The sequence below is a fragment of the Leuconostoc sp. BM2 genome, assembly GCF_002095565.1.
GTDB lineage: Bacteria > Bacillota > Bacilli > Lactobacillales > Lactobacillaceae > Leuconostoc > Leuconostoc falkenbergense.
The window spans coordinates 31,134-48,818 of record NZ_MOWQ01000011.1 but is presented as its reverse complement, the minus strand read 5'-3'; the positions used below and the strand labels follow the sequence as shown (position 1 = coordinate 48,818).

The window sequence follows — 17,685 nt, the reverse complement described above, 5'->3', positions numbered from 1 at the left end:
GACAGTGCGTTCTTGAGATGATAAACTAGTCATGAGTCGCAGTTCCTTTATGGTTGTTTTAGACAATTACCATTAAAGGCGCTGCGGCTTTTTTATTCAAGTGTTCGGTTTAATTTTACAATCTACCTTACATATAATATTTTTGACTTATGTTATAGTTAAAATAGTTCGATATTAAGGATTATTTTATGCGTAAAATACTGATTATCTTTCTAGCCAGTTCTTTCATAGTAACCTCAGCAAACGCAAGTAGCATTCAAAATCCAACCACTAGTTGGAAAAAAATCATAAAAAAAACTAACACTGACGCAACTGTTATTGCTAGTATTCGTGATTTATCGACCGGTAAGACCTATACCTATCGCAATAGCCAAACTAAAAAAATCATGATGGCCTCTACTATCAAAGTTTCGATTTTGGAAGCACTCATGATTCAAAAACAAAATGCGGGCGAACTCTTAACGGCCGATGAAAAAGAAAACGCAACACAAATGATTATCAATTCTGACAATGATGCAGCAACTGTATTGTGGACAGAAATCGGCGGTGATGATGGTCTAAACAATTTTTGGCAGAGTATTGGTGTTAAGATTACACAAGCCACTTATTTTGGCGAAACAATGGCTACTGCCAGTCAACAAAACAAAATACTAGATCAGCTATACAACACAAAGTCACTGTTAAATACAACCTCAAAAGCTTATATTTTGTCACTGATGAGTCATATCTCAGAAACGCAAGACTGGGGCGTTAGTACAGGGGCTAAAGATGTTGCGTTAAAAAATGGTTGGATGACAGATTACAACGCTAATAATGGCACTTGGATTGTCAACTCTAGCGGTATTATTGATGATAAATACATTTTAACAATTTATACAACGGGCAATAGTGATTACCAAACCGGGGTGACATTAGTCAATAAATTAAGCAAGGCCGCAAACAAGCAGCAAAATAAAAAAGCAACAACCCCTACCAGTATTTGGGACCGAATAAAAGCGTTACTAGTTTGATTAGCAACTCAATTCCTCGTATAATAGATTTAACAACTATGAAGAAATGATGGAAATTATGACACAACTTGTAACTGCAAACGAAATGCAACAAATTGATCAATACACAATTGATGTCATTGGCATGCCACAAGATGTTTTAATTGAGCGCGCTGCAATGGCGGTAGTTGATGTCATCGGTGCCGGCAATTTTGATCTCAACCATGTTCTTGTATTAGCTGGTTTAGGCAATAATGGCGCGGACGGTGTCGCCATTGCCCGTCTGCTCTATGCACAAGGCATTAACGTTTCGCTACAATTTGTAGGCAACGTTAATCGGGCTAAAGATAGTGTCAAACGGCAGTTGTCTATTATTGAGGCCTATGGTGTTGTTCGCTCTGAAAAAAGTGACTTCAACGAAGCAACATTAATTATTGATGCTATTTTTGGCGTCGGCCTAAATAATGATTTACCAGAAGGACTGCAGAAAATGATTAAGGCAGCCAATCATATTGAAAAGCCAGTTATTGCTGTTGACATGCCCACAGGCATTGACGCAACTACTGGCGAAGTAAGAGGGGCTGCATTAAAAGCCCATACAACCGTGACTTTTGGTTTTAAAAAAGTAGGACTAACAAAACGCGTAGGTGGCTACTTGTCAGGTGATACTATCGTAAAAGATGTTGGTATGCTTGTACCAGAAGATTTTGAAATTAGTCTGCCACTATCACAGTCCGCCACACATGAGAGTGAAGCCATTTAAGCATTATAAAAAATCCACCCACTGGGGTGGATTTTTTTTGTACCAATTCTTATTTGTGATAAGGAGACCCTTGTTGAATCATAAAAGCACGATATATTTGCTCAATTAGTACTAGTCGCATTAGTTGGTGTGGCAGGGTTAACAACCCAAAACTCATCTTAAAATTAGCGCGATGTTTCACTTCTGGTGACAGTCCTAATGAACCACCAATTATAAATGTCACATCTGAATAACCATCCACCGTAATTTGATTCATTTTTTCAGCAAAAACTTCTGAAGGTAGTTGCTTACCCTCAATGGCTAAAACAATAACATAATCACGTGCACCAATTTTTTCCTGAATACGCTGACCTTCTTTAGCCATAATTTGTGTATTCTCGGCTTCACTAGCCTTTTCTGGTGTCCTTTCATCAGGCACTTCAATTAAATGAACTTTAGCAAACCGGGATAACCGCTTGGTGTATTCTGCAATGCCATATTTTAAATATTGCTCTTTTAACTTGCCTACTGTGATAATTTTAATATTCAATGTCTATTACTTATTTAACCTTTCTTAATTATTTTTAGATTCTTGTAACTGCAATTCTAATTACGTTATCCACACGAACAAATTTTATTTGTTTTTAAATAAATGCCTTTATATCAACGTTTCTTCTGTTCGCTTGTAATAGTTATCCACAGTTTTCAACTTTTTCTGATAATAAGTGGATAACTTTATAAACTCATTTTGCATTTAATTAACTGAATTTCTGTCTCTAAAACACTACTTTTCCACAGTTATTCACAATGTTATCCACAGATGTGGATAAGCACATTTGTTCGCCAAACATTATGCAATAAATTGTCTACAATGTTCGTTAATTTTAAAATTAAGACTGATTATAAGAAATAAACACGATAGAATACAGTTTACACGAACATTACAATATCTACTCACTATTTTTGTGGATAAGTCTGTTTTTGATCGGTCAATCACCAATAATTTACTTTTTTTTTAAAGAACAGGCTTTCTTATCCACTATTATACTTGATTTTTCCACATTTTTCAGGAGTTTTCCCCCAAGTTATTAACATTTACACACAGTTTTCAACATTTTCTGAAAACACACGTTATCGTCTCGTTGTCAACTAAAGGTAAAGAAAAAGCTAACGATAATCGTTAGCTTGCTAATTTTTGGGTTAATTTAACTTTAACAGTTTTCTTATTACTGTGGTGGTAGTATGTCAATGTGATCGTATCACCTAATTTGTGTTTGTATAGGACTTCACGCAGATCGGCTTGTGTCGTCACTTTCTTGCCATCGATGCCTACAATCACATCATACTTTTTCAAACCAGCATTGTCAGCCGGTCCTTTTTTCGTCAAACTCATGACCACAACACCGCCTGTGACACTATCGGGAATTTTGAGTGTAGACTTTTGATCGTCAGCAGTCACTTCTGACAAATTAACTAAACCAATGCCTATGGCTGGCCGTGTAATTTTGCCGTCCTTGACCAATTTATTGACAACGTCTACCACTTGATCTGAAGGAATCGCAAATCCCACTCCCTCAACACTAGTACCTGATGACGAAGTAGCTAATTTCATTGAATTAATGCCAATTACTTGTCCGGCAAAATTAATCAACGGACCACCAGAATTACCTGGATTAATCGCGGCATCCGTTTGAATAACAGTCGAGCCACCGTAATTTTGACCATTTTCAGAAGTCGCTTCAACGAGTCGTTTTTTAGCAGAAATAATGCCTTGTGTAACTGAAGAGGCATACTCTGAGCCCAAAGGAGAGCCAATTGCTAACACATTTTCTCCAACCGCTATTTTACTGGAATCACCAAACTCAGCTGTTGTCGTCACATTGTCACTTGCAATCTTGAGAACCGCTAAGTCAGTCATAGCATCTTTACCAACCAAAGTGGCAGTCACTTTTTTCCCATTGTGGAGCATCACTTGAATTTTAGCTGCACCGTCAATGACATGATTATTTGTCACAATAAACGCCGATTGATCTGATTTTTTGTAAATGACACCAGATCCCTCAGACGATTCTTCATAATTCTGTCCCGATTTACTAAAATTCAACACAGACACGACCGCATCTGAAACTTTATTATAAGCTGTCGTAGCAGTTGCATTTTTAGAAATCGACGACGTTTTGGTTGCCGTTGTGCGTACTGTTTGTGTGGTACTTTTTTCAAGTCCCTCTTGCGCGTATAAAATAACGCCTCCGCCGACTAAACCTGCAATGACGCCAGTTAACACTGTTTTTGTTAATGTTGATTGTGCCATATATTACACCTCTTCATGTCGTTATGTTTTACTTTATCAAGTTGAAATTAACCTAAAATTAAATTACTCTGACAAATTATCCCCAGTAAAAGCGTTGATTTTCAACGTATCTCTCTCACCGTCACTGTGAGTCACTACAAACAGCCAAACTGGTGTATAGATATCATACCCATTCACTTTCAAGGCGGAATCATAGGATAACATTCCTTTAGATAACTTATCACCAGAATTTAATTCGTTAAATCTGTACAAACTAACAATCGCGTCCTCTTCACTCAACGTAACACGTTCATCCCTTAATTCAGTGATATGGGATATTTTGGTTTGTGTAAATCCAGTGGCTTTCCCATCCTTATCATAATTCACAACGAATAACCCTTGCTGTGAAACAACAGGTAACTTATCAATTTTTTGCGAGTAAATACCTTGTTTGGCACCTTGTTCGTAAGAAAGAATCTTATTATATTGATACCCTGCACTGTATGCTAAGGCCGTTGGGTCAATCTGATTACCAATATATTTACTTGTCTCGTTTTTACTGCCGCTACTCTTAATACTTTGTGGTGTTTTGAAATTGACAGAAAGCTTCTGATTTTTGACACTAGCATCATAATCGGACACTTTGCCCGATAATGAGATTAATTTGTCAGATTGCTTGCCAGCTAAATAATTTGCATACGGTATCTTGGTGCTAAACTTGGACAACTGGATGTTTTGATGCTTCATTTCAGCAATAATACTGGTATTGGCGTCGGTTACTTGGACACTGTCTGGGCGATTACTTCGCCACCACACGAAAAGAAAGGTATCTAAAGAAATAAATAAAATGATCATCAAAATTTTTAATCTTTTAAATTGCATTTTTTAAATTGTGACTGATACTATCATCACATACCAGTCAACAGCCTTCCTTTCTTAAATATATTGTTACCCTAATGGAATTGCTTATTGATTAGCACGAGTTTTCAAATAATCATCCACACTCAACCAACCACTAGCTGTTTCAATCATCCAAGTTGGGCGCATATTAACTGCCGCATGACTATCTTTGTTGACCAGCCACTCATAACCGGGTGTTATAAAATAATAATCGCTTTCTTTGACACCAGCCTGTCGTAAACGATTAAGGACATCCGATGACTTAGGTAGCGTAACTTCTTTTTGATTGTTCGGCACGGGTACACCCAGTTCATTCAACGAATACGTGCTAATCAAGTTACCATGATTGTCCAATGTCATGTGAATCGCGCCACTTTCAGATTGATAATATACCGGCATTCCTTCAACAAATGTGCGATAGGTGACGTTTTTACCAGCATTACGGCTTTCATAAAAGCGTGTATCAGTTAAGTTAAACTGCAACAAATTAATCTGAGAAAACCCAATATTTAATCTCGCAGCATAAGTTTTATCTAATTTGCCATCAGCCTTGTTGTCTTTAAAGGTAACCGTATCAAGATCCGGATCATAGGTGACTTGTTGGTCGCTAAATTTATTCGTATAGATAACTTTATTGCCGTCGGTTGTCGTTGTTAGTTGATTCGTTGTACCCAGTAATGCTGACACATATGTCGTTGGATCGCGGTGATTCACTAAATAAGAATAAACAGGTAATTTAATATCTTTTGGAAAATTTAATCGCACGCGATTGTTCAAAAATTTAAAATTGACTGTGAGTGATTTAGGCAACTCTTCAGCTACGGCCCACATGCTGGCCGTATTAATTTTACTCAAACTCACTGTTACCATTGTTTTCGTTTGGGTATTTATAAAGTAGGCTAGATTGGATTTATCAAGTGATAACACAAAGTAATCAAAATTAAAATTTTTAATTGCAGCAATGTGTTGGTTATATCTTGCGTTAAAATAATCAATCGGCACCACATCCGGATAACGATAAACCACTGCTTGTTTTTTACTAATTGCAGCAATAATCATTGTATTTGAAACTTTTTTCTTATGAGGATTTTTAATCTCAGCAGATGTTAAATAGCTGCGCATCGTTTTGATTTGCTGATTATCAGCGTGCATCACCATATTCTGGATGCCATCCTTATCGTTGACAATATAGTTTGTAGGTCTAAATGCCGTCACCGATTGTTGATCTTGCTGACCAGATGGGCTCACATTTTGTTGTTGCCCAATAGACATAAACACAAAGGCCGTCAGTATAATCGAAATTAAAATAGCCACCGTAAGTATGACGTTCATCGTAATTCCTTGAACAGATCGATTATTCCGCATCCCAATCATCCTCCGGAACTTCGTCCACATAGGCTAACGAAATATAGAACGTTGAGCCTTTGTTTTCCACAGAATCAACCCAAATTCGACCATTGAATTTCTCAACAACTTCCTTAGAAATGGCTAATCCTAAGCCTGTACCGCCTTGAGCGCGCGAACGAGATTTGTCCACTCGGAAAAACCTGTTAAAAATGTTGTCCAAATCCTTGCGTGGAATACCTAATCCTTGATCTGAAATACTCAAAATAGCGCGTGTCTTAGTCTTAATTAGACGCGCTGTAATGGTGCCACCATCTGGCGAGTATTTCACGGCATTATTCATGATATTGTCTAGTACTTGCGTAAATTTATCTGGGTCAACTTCAACCCAAACATCTTCTTTAGTAAATTCACGTAAGATATTATATCGTTTTGACGGTGATTCATCATTTTTAGCATCGTTTTCCAAGATCATATCAAAACGATTCAGCACAAAGTTAAACAAGCTATTTAAATTAATGACTTCTAATTTAACATCCATCGTGCCCTGATCAAGTCTTGATAATTCAAGCAAATCATTAATCATACGAATCATACGTTGCGTTTCATCTTGCACAACGCCTAAAAAGTTCTGCGCCATGTCAGGATCATTGATTGCACCTTCAGCAAGCGCGTCCACATACGAACGCACAGATGTTAATGGTGTGCGCAATTCATGAGACACGTTCGAGACAAACATTCGCCGTTCAGAATCTATACGTTGCTGTTCTGTAATATTGTGTAAAACTACAACTAATCCGGAAATAAAACCAGATTGACGCTTAATTAATGACACATAGGCTTGTACTAATAAATCCTTGCTATCATCCGACAAATCAACCCGAAAATCATCTAAGTTCTCAAGCATTTCCCGCAAAGTACGCTTGTTTTTCAGATGTAATAAATCAATAACATTCTTTCCCAAAGCTTCTTCACGGTCAACACCAACAAAATCAGCAGCGGCTTGGTTAATGATGGTCACTTCACCACGTCGATTAGCGGCCAAAACGCCATCGGCCATGTGTGTCAAAACCGAATCCAAACGATTACGTTCTGCGTTAACTGTTTCCGTTGACTCTTCGATACGCATTGAAAGTTCGTTCACCGACATCGCCAATTGACTCAATTCATCGGAACCATAAATATGATTAACCATTGAGTAATCACCATCAGCAATTTTGGTCGTCTGTTCATTAATTTGCTCAATTGGTCGTGTTAGCGTTCGCGCCAAAAAGAGAGCTAACGCAATACTAGCGACAAGCGCAACCAAGCCTGCAATGATAAACAACTTCATAACGTTGTTAATGTTTTTATAGACTGGCGATAGACTCGCTTTGACCACAATCACGCCGGGGACATCTTTAAGGCGACCGTTAGTCACGCCAAGCGGTGTTGTCATCAATTCTTTGCGATCGCCACCTTCATTAATGGTCCGTGTTTGTAAATATGATTGATCACCAGCCAATGCTTTTTGGGCGTTGATGTCCGTCGTTTTTTGTCCAATGGTCTGCTGTCCGGAAACAGAAATTGTCCCACGGATTGTTCCTGTTTTGTCAATAACTTGCGCTTCTTGTATATTTGTATTATTTAATCCAGACAAAACATCCTGAATTTGATGATTGCCAGATTCTGTATCCTTGTCTCGGAGCGCTGTTGTAATTTGATCCGTCAAATATTTTGGCAATGTAATTTGCTGTTGAAAGGTCGCTAAATTTTGCTGTTCCATTTGCCGTACGAAAAACGCACCCAATAATTCGAGTGCGATAATCATTAGCAACACGAATACGAGTGCAATACGAAAGCGAATAGATTGAAAGAATTTAGTCATTGCCGTCATGTCAGTTGTGCTCAGATAAGAGCTACGATCTCCCTAGTTATGTACGCGGTCAAGCCGCTTATTTTTTACTCTTCTGATGGGCGCAAATAATAGCCAACACCCCGTCGAGTGGCTAACCAATTAGGATGGCTGGGATTATCTTCTATTTTTTCACGCAAGCGACGCACGGTAACATCAACGGTGCGAACATCCCCAAAATAGTCATACCCCCATACCTGTTGTAGCAAATGTTCCCGCGTCATAACCTGGCCAATATGTTGTGCCAAATAGTAAAGCAATTCAAATTCTCGGTGAGTCAATTCAATGTCAGCACCGTTTTTGGAAACCATATAAGCTTGAGGATGAATAGTCAGATCACCCAAGTGAATGTCTTCTGTACTATTAAATGACTCTTCTGTACTTTGAGCAACTGATTTACGGCTACGTAAATTAGCTTTCACACGTGCTACAAGTTCACGGTTAGAAAAAGGTTTAGTCACATAATCGTCAGCGCCCATTTCAAGCCCTAGCACTTTATCAATTTCACTATCTTTAGCCGTTACCATGATAACTGGGATATCTGACTTCGAGCGAATTTGACGCAATACCTCGATGCCATCGACTTCTGGCAACATTTGATCAAGCAAAACAAGATCAGGATTTTCATCGTTGTACATGTCCAACGCTTCACGTCCGTCAGCTGCCGTCACAACATCGTAACCCTCTTTTGTTAAATTAAATTTGATAATATCTGAAATTGGCTTTTCATCGTCTACAACTAAAACTTTACTCATGCAGAACTCCTATCATAATAAGTGTATTCTAAGTACATTATAACATTTTCAACAGCTAAATGTGTTTATCGTCGGTATGTCCTACATTATAAACAAGCACCTCATTACTCTAAAGCAATCATGATGTTCACAATTTCGACACACCACGACACTTTGATTGCAAATTCATACTTACAAAAAAACCAATCACATCAAATGATTGGCAAGATTGCTTGAGACAAGACTTAATGACTTCTGCGATGGAAACGTGTTTTGAAAAGAGAACTAATGGCTTCATTGTTACTGATGCGACGAATAGCTTCACCAATTAACTCACCAACAGAAACAATTTCTAGTTTTTCAAACTTCTTTTCTTCTGGTAAATTAATTGAATCTGTCAAAATAACCTTTGTGAACACTGAATTTTGCAAGCGTTCCACTGCTGGACCTGAAAATACAGCGTGTGAGGCCACAACATAAACCTCTTTAGCCCCATGAGACATGATTAATTGTGCACCCTGAGTAATGGTTCCTGCTGTATCAATCATATCATCAATCATAATGGCAGTTTTACCTGCGACATCACCAACAATGCTGCCAATTTCAGCAACATTTGGCTTTGGTCTGCGCTTATCAATGACCGCCACTGGTGATTCTAATCCTAACATGTTGTTAAGGTTACGCGCACGTGTCATACCACCATGATCTGGTGAGACAACAACCGAATTTTGCTTGTTAGCTATACCTGACTCAATCAAATAATCAGCTAATAAGGGTGCCCCTTGTAAATGATCCATTGGAATATCAAAAAATCCTTGAATTTGGGCAGCATGCAAATCGAGTGCCAGCACACGCGTTGCGCCAGCACGTTCCAGCATATTAGCGACAAGCTTGGCAGTAATTGGTTCGCGAGAGCGTGCTTTACGGTCTTGACGTGCATAACCATAATAAGGTAATACAACATTAATTTGATTAGCGCTAGCTCGACGCAAGGCATCAATCATAATCAACAGCTCCATCAAATTATCATTGACAGGCGCAGAAGTGGACTGAATCACAAATACATTATCACCACGAATACTTTCTTCAATGTTAATTTGCACCTCACCGTCAGCAAAGCGTTTAACAGAAATTTCACTCAATGGCACGCCCACTGAATCAGCGATTTTTTGAGCAAGTGGTTCATTTGAACTCAACGAAAAAAGTTTCAATTTAGGTTCCGGCATGTCTAACTCCAAATTTTTATAGGTAAAATATCACTACTACACCCATTCTATCAAAAAAAACGTCTTAAATACATAGCTAACCGAATTTTAAAGTCAGTTTATTATGCCAGAATAAAACGACCACAGATGAAACTGCAATCGTCGATTAAAATTACCATATTTATGCTTCTAAAGCTTTTGATAAGGCTTGTAGGGCATCATCATAGTCAGGCTCTTCAGAAATTTCCGGTACAATTTGTGCATAAATCACAGTACCTGTTGCATCCAAAATATAAACAGCACGTGTGTCAAAGCCAGTATCTGGCACATATAACTTTGTTGCATAGCCAAATGATTCTTGTTCATCTGACAACATTCTCAAATTGTGCACACCTTCTGCAGCACACCAATCGCGTTGTTCAGCAACTGTGTTTGTTGATACAGTGATGAAATTAACACCATCGAATTGATCAACAGTTTGATTAAAATGGCGTGTTTGCAGTGAACATGTATCAGTGTTTAGATCTGGTACAACAGAAATAAGCGTGACTTTACCTAATAAATCAGCCGTTTTAACTTTTTCACCTGATTGGTCCAGCAACTTGAAGTGTGGCATTGCCTCACCAACTTTTGTTGGTTCCCCTTCTAACTCAACTTCTTTTCCACTTAATGTAACTTTCATCTTCTGCCTCCTTGGCTTATATCAGTAATCATTTTTAGATGGCACTATTTTAGAACATACTTCTCAAGTGCTCTTGCAACGCCGGATTCATTATTGGAAACTGTCTCAACATCAGCAATGTCTTTAATCTTTTTAATAGCATTACCCATAGCAACGCCCAGACCCGCGACTTCAATCATTGAAAAATCATTTTCTTGATCACCAATTGCCATTGTATCTTCAATATCAATATTAAGGGACTGTGCAAGCGCAGCTAAGGCATTACCTTTTGAAGCCTTCTTATTAATAAATTCCAAATTATTAGCAGTTGATCGAATAACGGAAACTGATTCAGTAATCACTGTTGGAATCAGTGACTGAACATGGTCTAATGCATCAGACTCATCGTTGGCAATGCCTTTAATGATTTCAACTTTTGCCAAATCGTTGATATCGTCAACGACGTGCAATGGTAATTTGACTAAAGCATTTTCAAAGCTCGCCCATCGGTGAACCAGATGGTTGGTTGTATAAGCAGCATTTTGACTTTCTGCCTGAATATATGTGTTTTGTTCGCGCATGAAATCATTAATTTGCTGATATTCCGATAAACGCAGTGCTGCTTGAAAGAGAATGCGAGAACCATCAGCAGTTTGCATTAAACCACCATTATGTGTAATGACAAATTGCTCACTACCGGCAATTTCTAACTGATCTAAAATATCTTGCACACCTGGTAAAGGACGTCCTGTTGTAATCACAATTTTAACGCCTTGTGCCATGGCTGCTTGGATAGCTGACTTCACGTCAGGTGTAATTTGTCGATCATCGTTTAATAGCGTGCCATCAATATCAATGGACACAATTTTTATTTCTGACATGTCTGAGCTCCAATTTTAGTGTAACTACATTATAGCAAAAAGTAATCGCTTTCAAAACATGGATTACTATTTTATTAATTAAACTGTTCTTTTTTCACGCAACATCACAACAGATAAATACGTAAACCAAATGCTGATGCCCGTTGCAATCAACAAAATAATTGCGGCGCCGACATTGCCGATAAACGCGGAAACACTTACAATCGCAGATGAAATAATAAAACCTACTGGTCGCATTGCGGCACTAAAACCACTATAAGTACCAATTTTTTGCTGATTCATCATTTCCGCGCGCAATGACTGCTGCGCTGGTGTCACAATCATTTCACCTAATGTCAGAAAAATTGCCACCAAAAATAATGGCCAAAAATCATTCAATAAAAACGACAAAGCAAAACCGGCCCCTTGCATTGCAGTTCCTACGGCAGTTGCTTTCATGTTTGACCACTTTTGAAAAAGCTTAGTCATAGTTCCCATTAATAACACAATCATTAATGTGTTGGTCACAGTAATTACGGAAAGCATTCGTTGACCGAAAATTTGCACGCCAAATATAGTTGTATTATTAAAGCTCTGTCCTAGGTGCGCTGCTAAATAATAATCAGGTGACGAAAAAATAACTGTCGCTCCGATAGCAGCAATCATAAACTTAAGATAACGTTTATCGGCAAAAACTTCTCGATAACTTTTAACTACTGACCAGACTGACTGGCCATGAACCGTACGCTTTGAGGCGGGAAAAGTTTCAGTAATCCATAAGACAACAATTACCAAACTCAACAGCGCCCCTAATGCTGTGCCCAGAAGCAACTCGAAACGGGCTGTTTTGAAAAACCAGCCACCCAAAGCCGCCCCAATCATGACCGCCAAATTAATGACCCAATAGATCATGGCATAGATGAATTTACGATTTTGTAATGTCGATACATCAATCATCATTGCTTCTTCTGCTGGTGAAGCAAAGCTAATACCCAAAGTCGCCATTAAAAAACCAAAAAAAGTTAGATATGGATTAATGTACAATGGTGAATTCATTGCAGCTGCTAGAATATAACCAACTGTCATGGTCGTAATGCCACCAATCATCACTCGTTTTCTGCCCCAATTATCAGCTAAATGACCACCATATAGACCGGCTAAAAAGCCAGCCACTTGCACTGCCACTAATAATATACCAGTTACAAGAGGACCAAAATAATCCACATAATATATTGTCATATTTGGGCCCACTGAAGAACCGATTGCAATTGTGATAAACATCATCACAATTCGCAATTGAATATTGCGATCTAATTTAAAAAAATCAGACATAATTTCTCCCTCGAGCCTGTGATTTATCACCAGACAATTTATACTTAAAATAATAAAAATAAATTATATCATATTAAGGGCTATGCGCTGTGCTTTTATTAGAATATCGTCGTCTAAATAATTTGGGTCACTGCTTATTTTTTGTGCGTCTTTGATTGATAACCAAGTCACTTGCTCAACTTCAGAAGTTTGAATTTTTAAACTGTCCAATGGCTGAGTAATGCTAGTGACATATAAGTCATCAAACCAATCTTTTTCCCAACTAGTCCGAATTCGTTCAAATTGCGTTGCCTGTGCACCCAATTCTTCGACAACCTCTCGTTGAATACCTTCTAATGATGTTTCCCCTTGCAAAACTGACCCACCAGTCGCCAAAACCCAGCCACCTGGTAATGCCATTTTTTTGAACGATCGCTGCTGAACAAGTAATTCCCCGTCTTGGTTAAAAACTAGCGCATTAGCAACCATATGGTAATCACCTTGTGCCAGCGGTTCACCACGTCGATGGGTTCGCCCAGTGAGTTGTCGTTGACGTGTATAAACGTCCCATAATTCGCCTAATTTATCAGCACGTTGATCACTCATGAATAATGATCTCCGTTAATTTCTTCGCATCACTAATGATATAATTAGGCTGAGATTTTTCCAAAATCGCCTGGTCATGCGATCCCCACGTAACTGCAATTGTATCAATCCCTGCAGCATTGCCAGCGTCAATATCAAACGTTGCATCGCCTATCATTATAGCTTGCCTGTCGTCAATATGGTGCTCTGCCATAGCTTGCAATAAACCACCAGGTAATGGCTTAAATGCCACAACGCGATCAGAACCGTAAATATCGCTAAAATATTGGTTAATATTAAGAATCGCTAAATTGCGCTGCGCTACCGCAGACTTTTTACTTGTCATAATAAACATCTCAACACCAGCACTTTTTAGTTGTGCCAATGCTGACACTATTCCCGGAAATACTGTTATTGTATCTGCGGACTCGCCACTTTGATAAGCGGCACGAAAATTAGTATATAATGTCTGCAGTTCTGACGGGTTTAAATCTTTAGCACCTAATTTAGAAAATGATGTTTCAATCGGAACACCCTGATAATGCACAATGTCTTGCGCGTCAGGAACGGGTAATTTTATTTGTTTAAATGCTTGTTGCGTTGCCAATACTGATAGTTTTTCGGTATTTGCTAAAGTACCGTCAAAGTCAAAGAATGCTGCTTTTTTCATTTGATAACCTCTTCTATTTCATTGAAAAACTGACCCACCTCACTAACACTCTGGGCATGAGAACTATAAACAACGTCAATACCCATATCAAAAGCTGAGGCAGCCACATCTAACGCTGGATAGGTATCACCATAACCAACGTCATTGAATCCAGCAGCATTGATTTCTAACTGATAGTCACGCGTCGCCATCATTTGAAATATATCACCTATCTGTTTGTAAATACTATCATCAAAATCAGGTAAATTTAATGTCTGTTGGAAACGCTTAATAATACCAAAATCAGCAATTCGGATAGGTTTATTGACACCAATAATTGCTTCAACACTCTGGGCCATTAATGCAAAATAGCGTTGGTAGAACACCTGAGGTGTTGTTAGCGTCTCAGCAAAATACCTGCTAATGGTATCAACATTATCATCAATACGACGCAATATACCCATATCATCTGGCATAAAGTGCACTGACAAAATTACTTCATCTACCCACTCTGCTTGTGAACGCAAAAATCGACGCATTTGATTTTCATAATCCGAAAAGTAGTTGATTTCAAATGCACGTTTAATAAGGATTTGATTTTGATACTTATCAGCTACCCGATCCACTGCTAATTTGTAAGTCGTCAAATCATCTGACGTGAGACCTAACTGTGATCGGTTCACATTTGATTCATCTGGTAAAGGTGCCATTGCAGCGATGGTGTATTCTTTAAATCCAAGTGAGATTGCACGTTCAATTAAATCATCTAAGTTGTCATTGTTTTTGTGATCTATTAGATTAGGAATGTGTGTATGTCCGTCTTTTTTTAACATGATTTTTCACCTTAATTTTACTCAATACAACCATTCTACATATTTGCAAAGCAAAAAGCGAACCAGAGTTATCTGATTCGCTTAATCTCTCACTCATGGTGAAGTCGCACTTTGTCTTACTTAAGTGCTGACCACTTCCAGTCAGTGAATTCTTCGATATCACGTCCTTCGTTACGAGTGACTTCGAAATGCTTTGCCAATGTTTCATCCATCTTAGCGATAAATGTATCAGCGGCTGCTTGATCAATCTTACCATTTGCTGACAAGATTTCTGCTGCTTCCTTAGCTTGGTGGAAACGATCCAAGTGTGAGTAAACACGCATGTCATATGTCGTTGTGATGTCACCATCTTCACGATAACCATGAACGTATACATCACCTTCAAACTTACGCTCGAAGAAGAATGATTCAATCAAATCTTCATACGCGTGGAAGCCAAAGATAACTGGTGTTTCAGGTTGGAAGAACTTGTTAAATTCTTCGTCTGACAACTCACGTTCGTCGTTCATGTTAGGTTCTGACTTCTTCTGCAAACGTAGCAATTCAACAACGTTAACATAGCGGAACTTAACTTCTGGGAACGCCTGGTTAATCAACCACAAAGCTGCCAAAGTTTCGATTGTTGGTTCTGTACCAGCAGATGCAAATGTAATATCAACATCACCAGAAGGTGCAGTAGAAGCCCAATCTATAATCTTCAAGCCTTCGTTAGCCAATACATCAGCTTCGTCAGTAGTAAACCACTGTTGACGTGGTTGTTTTGAAGCAATCAACAAGTTAACCTTCTGACGTTCTGAGAATGCACGTGCTTGAACGGCCAACAATGTGTTACCATCGGCTGGCAAGTATTCACGGATGAAGTTTGACTTCTTTTCAGCCAAGTGAGTCAATAGACCTGGATCTTGGTGAGTGTAACCATTGTGATCTTGTTGGAACGCCGTTGACGTTGCAATCAAGTTCAATGATGGGTAATCATTACGCCATGCTTGCTCTGAAGCGTGACGCAACCACTTGAAGTGTTGTGTAATCATTGTGTCGACAACACGTAGGAATGATTCGTATGAAGCAAAGATTCCGACACGACCTGTCAATGTGTAGCCTTCCAACCAACCTTCTGCTTGGTGTTCTGACAATTGCGAGTCAATAATACGACCTTCAGGACCTACATATTGGTCATTTGGCTCTTTAACTTCTTCCATCCATTGACGGTTAGTACTGTTAAAGAGACTCCACAAACGGTTTGACATCGTTTCATCAGGACCAAACACGCGGAATGATGTTGGATTCAACTTTGAAACTTCTTCCAAATAATTTGAAAGTGTTGTCATATCCATGTTTTGTGTTTGCTTTGGCAATTCAGTACCACGATTATCATCTGTGATATCGTTGGTAAATTGACGCCAATCAGGCAAAGTCAAGTCTTGCGCCTTTTCACCACGACGACGACCGCCGTTAGCAATTGGGTTAGCTGACATGCGCTTGTCACCCTTAGGTGCAATTGCCTTCAATTCATCTTTCAATGAACCGTCTGCGTTGAACAATTCTTCTGGCTTGTATGAATTCATCCATTCTTCGAATTGTGTCAAAGTTTCAAGCTTGTTTTGTGCCAGAGGCAATGGCACTTGGTGAGCACGGAATGAGTTTTCGATTGGATCACCATTCTCATCATGTGTTGGACCACCCCAACCCTTTGGCAAACGAGCAATGATAACTGGCCATGCAGGAATTGTACCATCTTGGTACTTACCGTTTTCACGCGCATCCTTTTGGATAGCTTGGATATCTTCAATTGCTTGATCCAAGACCTTAGCTGCTAATTCGTGATAAGCAGTGTAGTCATGAATATCATCGTTTTCGATGAAGCGTGGTGAATAACCCAAACCTTCAAAGAACTTTGTGATTTCTTCATCAGACATACGTGAGAAGATTGTTGGGTTAGAAATCTTAAAGCCGTTCAAATCCAAAATTGGCAATACGGCACCATCGTTCTTGGCGTTCAAGAACTTTGTTGAGTGCCATGATGTCATTGATGGACCAGTTTCGGCTTCACCATCACCAACAACTGCAAAAGCAATTTGGTCTGGGTTGTCCAAAACGGCACCAAAGGCGTGTGATAATGAATAACCTAATTCACCACCTTCATGCAGTGAACCTGGTGTTTGAGCTGTCATGTGCGATCCGATTCCACCTGGGAATGAGAAGCGCTTGAACAAACGGCTCATACCTGCCAAATCTTGTGTGATTTCTGGGTAATCCTCTGTATATTCGCCATCCAAATAAGCGTTTGTGACCATAACTTGACCACCGTGACCTGGACCACCGATATAGAACATGTTCAAATCATACTTGTTGATCAAGCGGTTTGCATGTGCATACAAGAATGTTTGACCTGAAATGGTTCCCCAGTGACCGATTGGCTTTACTTTAACGTCTTCGGCTTGGATTGGTGTGTTTGTTACTGAGAACAGTGGGTTACTCTTCAAGAAGATCATCCCAGCTGACAAGTAGTTGGTTGCACGCCACCACTTATCAACGAGTTCTAAGTACTCTTTTGAATCGAAATCTGCCATGAGATTAAGTACTCCTTATTTTTTGAGAGAATCGTAAACCACGAACCTATTTCCGTTATTTACTCTTACAGTATAACTGATTTTAGTAGTGAGTTCAAGAAGAAAGATTAGATTGGTT

16 protein-coding genes are annotated in these 17,685 nt (G+C 38.9%); 2 read left to right on the top strand and 14 right to left on the bottom strand.

Going from position 1 to position 17,685, the window contains the following annotated elements; genetic code table 11:
- The first annotated feature begins 188 nt into the window (after positions 1–188).
- Together BMG01_RS04965 and BMG01_RS04960 are read left to right on the top strand one after the other, a co-directional pair.
- Positions 189–1,010: a serine hydrolase gene (locus BMG01_RS04965; RefSeq protein WP_036068397.1), complete on the top strand. Its 822-nt coding sequence runs from the start codon at positions 189–191 to the stop codon at positions 1,008–1,010.
- A gap of 58 nt (positions 1,011–1,068) precedes the next feature.
- Positions 1,069–1,752, top strand: coding sequence for an NAD(P)H-hydrate epimerase (locus BMG01_RS04960; RefSeq protein ID WP_036066484.1), 684 nt, complete (start codon positions 1,069–1,071; stop codon positions 1,750–1,752).
- Between the two features lie 49 nt (positions 1,753–1,801).
- Here BMG01_RS04960 and rlmH read toward each other — a convergent pair whose 3' ends face one another.
- From rlmH to BMG01_RS04890, 14 genes are all read right to left on the bottom strand, one after another.
- A complete protein-coding gene (gene rlmH, locus BMG01_RS04955) occupies positions 1,802–2,281 on the bottom strand; it encodes a 23S rRNA (pseudouridine(1915)-N(3))-methyltransferase RlmH (protein WP_004911067.1) in 480 nt (159 codons plus the stop codon).
- Positions 2,282–2,911: 630 nt separating this feature from the next.
- Positions 2,912–4,042 carry a S1C family serine protease gene (locus BMG01_RS04950; protein ID WP_004911070.1) on the bottom strand — a complete coding sequence of 377 codons (1,131 nt, stop codon included), beginning with the start codon at positions 4,040–4,042 and terminating at the stop codon, positions 2,912–2,914.
- Positions 4,043–4,105: 63 nt separating this feature from the next.
- Positions 4,106–4,837, bottom strand: coding sequence for a two-component system regulatory protein YycI (yycI, locus tag BMG01_RS04945; protein ID WP_188349630.1), 732 nt, complete (start codon positions 4,835–4,837; stop codon positions 4,106–4,108).
- 150 nt (positions 4,838–4,987) lie between these two features.
- Entirely contained in the window at positions 4,988–6,286 is a 1,299-nt protein-coding gene (gene yycH / locus BMG01_RS04940) for a two-component system activity regulator YycH (RefSeq protein ID WP_036066464.1), read from the bottom strand.
- Entirely contained in the window at positions 6,276–8,141 is a 1,866-nt protein-coding gene (gene walK, locus BMG01_RS04935; protein WP_036066468.1) for a cell wall metabolism sensor histidine kinase WalK, read from the bottom strand. The genes yycH and walK overlap by 11 nt, the downstream gene beginning before the upstream one ends.
- Positions 8,142–8,206: 65 nt before the next feature.
- Positions 8,207–8,914: a response regulator YycF gene (gene yycF / locus BMG01_RS04930; RefSeq protein WP_004911084.1), complete on the bottom strand. Its 708-nt coding sequence runs from the start codon at positions 8,912–8,914 to the stop codon at positions 8,207–8,209.
- A 224-nt stretch (positions 8,915–9,138) separates the two neighbouring features.
- Positions 9,139–10,119: a ribose-phosphate diphosphokinase gene (locus BMG01_RS04925; RefSeq protein ID WP_004911087.1), complete on the bottom strand. Its 981-nt coding sequence runs from the start codon at positions 10,117–10,119 to the stop codon at positions 9,139–9,141.
- A 160-nt stretch (positions 10,120–10,279) separates the two neighbouring features.
- The gene (gene tpx, locus BMG01_RS04920) at positions 10,280–10,780 is read right to left on the bottom strand and encodes a thiol peroxidase (RefSeq protein ID WP_004911091.1); all 501 of its coding nucleotides are present in this window, start codon (positions 10,778–10,780) and stop codon (positions 10,280–10,282) included.
- Between the two features lie 44 nt (positions 10,781–10,824).
- Positions 10,825–11,640 carry a Cof-type HAD-IIB family hydrolase gene (locus BMG01_RS04915; RefSeq protein WP_004911093.1) on the bottom strand — a complete coding sequence of 272 codons (816 nt, stop codon included), beginning with the start codon at positions 11,638–11,640 and terminating at the stop codon, positions 10,825–10,827.
- Positions 11,641–11,718: 78 nt separating this feature from the next.
- Positions 11,719–12,951, bottom strand: a complete 1,233-nt coding sequence (locus BMG01_RS04910; RefSeq protein ID WP_004911095.1) for an MFS transporter — start codon at positions 12,949–12,951, stop codon at positions 11,719–11,721.
- 63 nt (positions 12,952–13,014) lie between these two features.
- The gene (locus BMG01_RS04905) at positions 13,015–13,536 is read right to left on the bottom strand and encodes an NUDIX domain-containing protein (protein WP_004911099.1); all 522 of its coding nucleotides are present in this window, start codon (positions 13,534–13,536) and stop codon (positions 13,015–13,017) included.
- A complete protein-coding gene (locus BMG01_RS04900) occupies positions 13,529–14,185 on the bottom strand; it encodes an HAD family hydrolase (protein ID WP_004911102.1) in 657 nt (218 codons plus the stop codon). The genes BMG01_RS04905 and BMG01_RS04900 overlap by 8 nt, the downstream gene beginning before the upstream one ends.
- Positions 14,182–14,997, bottom strand: a complete 816-nt coding sequence (gene hisJ, locus BMG01_RS04895; RefSeq protein WP_004911106.1) for a histidinol-phosphatase HisJ — start codon at positions 14,995–14,997, stop codon at positions 14,182–14,184. The genes BMG01_RS04900 and hisJ overlap by 4 nt, the downstream gene beginning before the upstream one ends.
- A gap of 116 nt (positions 14,998–15,113) precedes the next feature.
- Positions 15,114–17,567, bottom strand: coding sequence for a phosphoketolase family protein (locus BMG01_RS04890; RefSeq protein ID WP_004911110.1), 2,454 nt, complete (start codon positions 17,565–17,567; stop codon positions 15,114–15,116).
- Positions 17,568–17,685 lie beyond the last annotated feature (118 nt).

What these genes read in the sequence shown, in the direction of transcription:
- BMG01_RS04915 (WP_004911093.1), bottom strand. Translation starts at nt 11,640, where the DNA reads ATGTCAGAAATAAAAATTGTGTCCATTGATATTGATGGCACGCTATTA.
- BMG01_RS04925 (WP_004911087.1), bottom strand. Translation starts at nt 10,119, where the DNA reads ATGCCGGAACCTAAATTGAAACTTTTTTCGTTGAGTTCAAATGAACCA.
- BMG01_RS04905 (WP_004911099.1), bottom strand. Translation starts at nt 13,536, where the DNA reads ATGAGTGATCAACGTGCTGATAAATTAGGCGAATTATGGGACGTTTAT.
- BMG01_RS04950 (WP_004911070.1), bottom strand. Translation starts at nt 4,042, where the DNA reads ATGGCACAATCAACATTAACAAAAACAGTGTTAACTGGCGTCATTGCA.
- BMG01_RS04890 (WP_004911110.1), bottom strand. Translation starts at nt 17,567, where the DNA reads ATGGCAGATTTCGATTCAAAAGAGTACTTAGAACTCGTTGATAAGTGG.
- yycF (WP_004911084.1), bottom strand. Translation starts at nt 8,914, where the DNA reads ATGAGTAAAGTTTTAGTTGTAGACGATGAAAAGCCAATTTCAGATATT.
- BMG01_RS04965 (WP_036068397.1), top strand. Translation starts at nt 189, where the DNA reads ATGCGTAAAATACTGATTATCTTTCTAGCCAGTTCTTTCATAGTAACC.
- walK (WP_036066468.1), bottom strand. Translation starts at nt 8,141, where the DNA reads ATGACGGCAATGACTAAATTCTTTCAATCTATTCGCTTTCGTATTGCA.
- BMG01_RS04960 (WP_036066484.1), top strand. Translation starts at nt 1,069, where the DNA reads ATGACACAACTTGTAACTGCAAACGAAATGCAACAAATTGATCAATAC.
- yycH (WP_036066464.1), bottom strand. Translation starts at nt 6,286, where the DNA reads ATGCGGAATAATCGATCTGTTCAAGGAATTACGATGAACGTCATACTT.
- BMG01_RS04910 (WP_004911095.1), bottom strand. Translation starts at nt 12,951, where the DNA reads ATGTCTGATTTTTTTAAATTAGATCGCAATATTCAATTGCGAATTGTG.
- tpx (WP_004911091.1), bottom strand. Translation starts at nt 10,780, where the DNA reads ATGAAAGTTACATTAAGTGGAAAAGAAGTTGAGTTAGAAGGGGAACCA.
- BMG01_RS04900 (WP_004911102.1), bottom strand. Translation starts at nt 14,185, where the DNA reads ATGAAAAAAGCAGCATTCTTTGACTTTGACGGTACTTTAGCAAATACC.
- hisJ (WP_004911106.1), bottom strand. Translation starts at nt 14,997, where the DNA reads ATGTTAAAAAAAGACGGACATACACACATTCCTAATCTAATAGATCAC.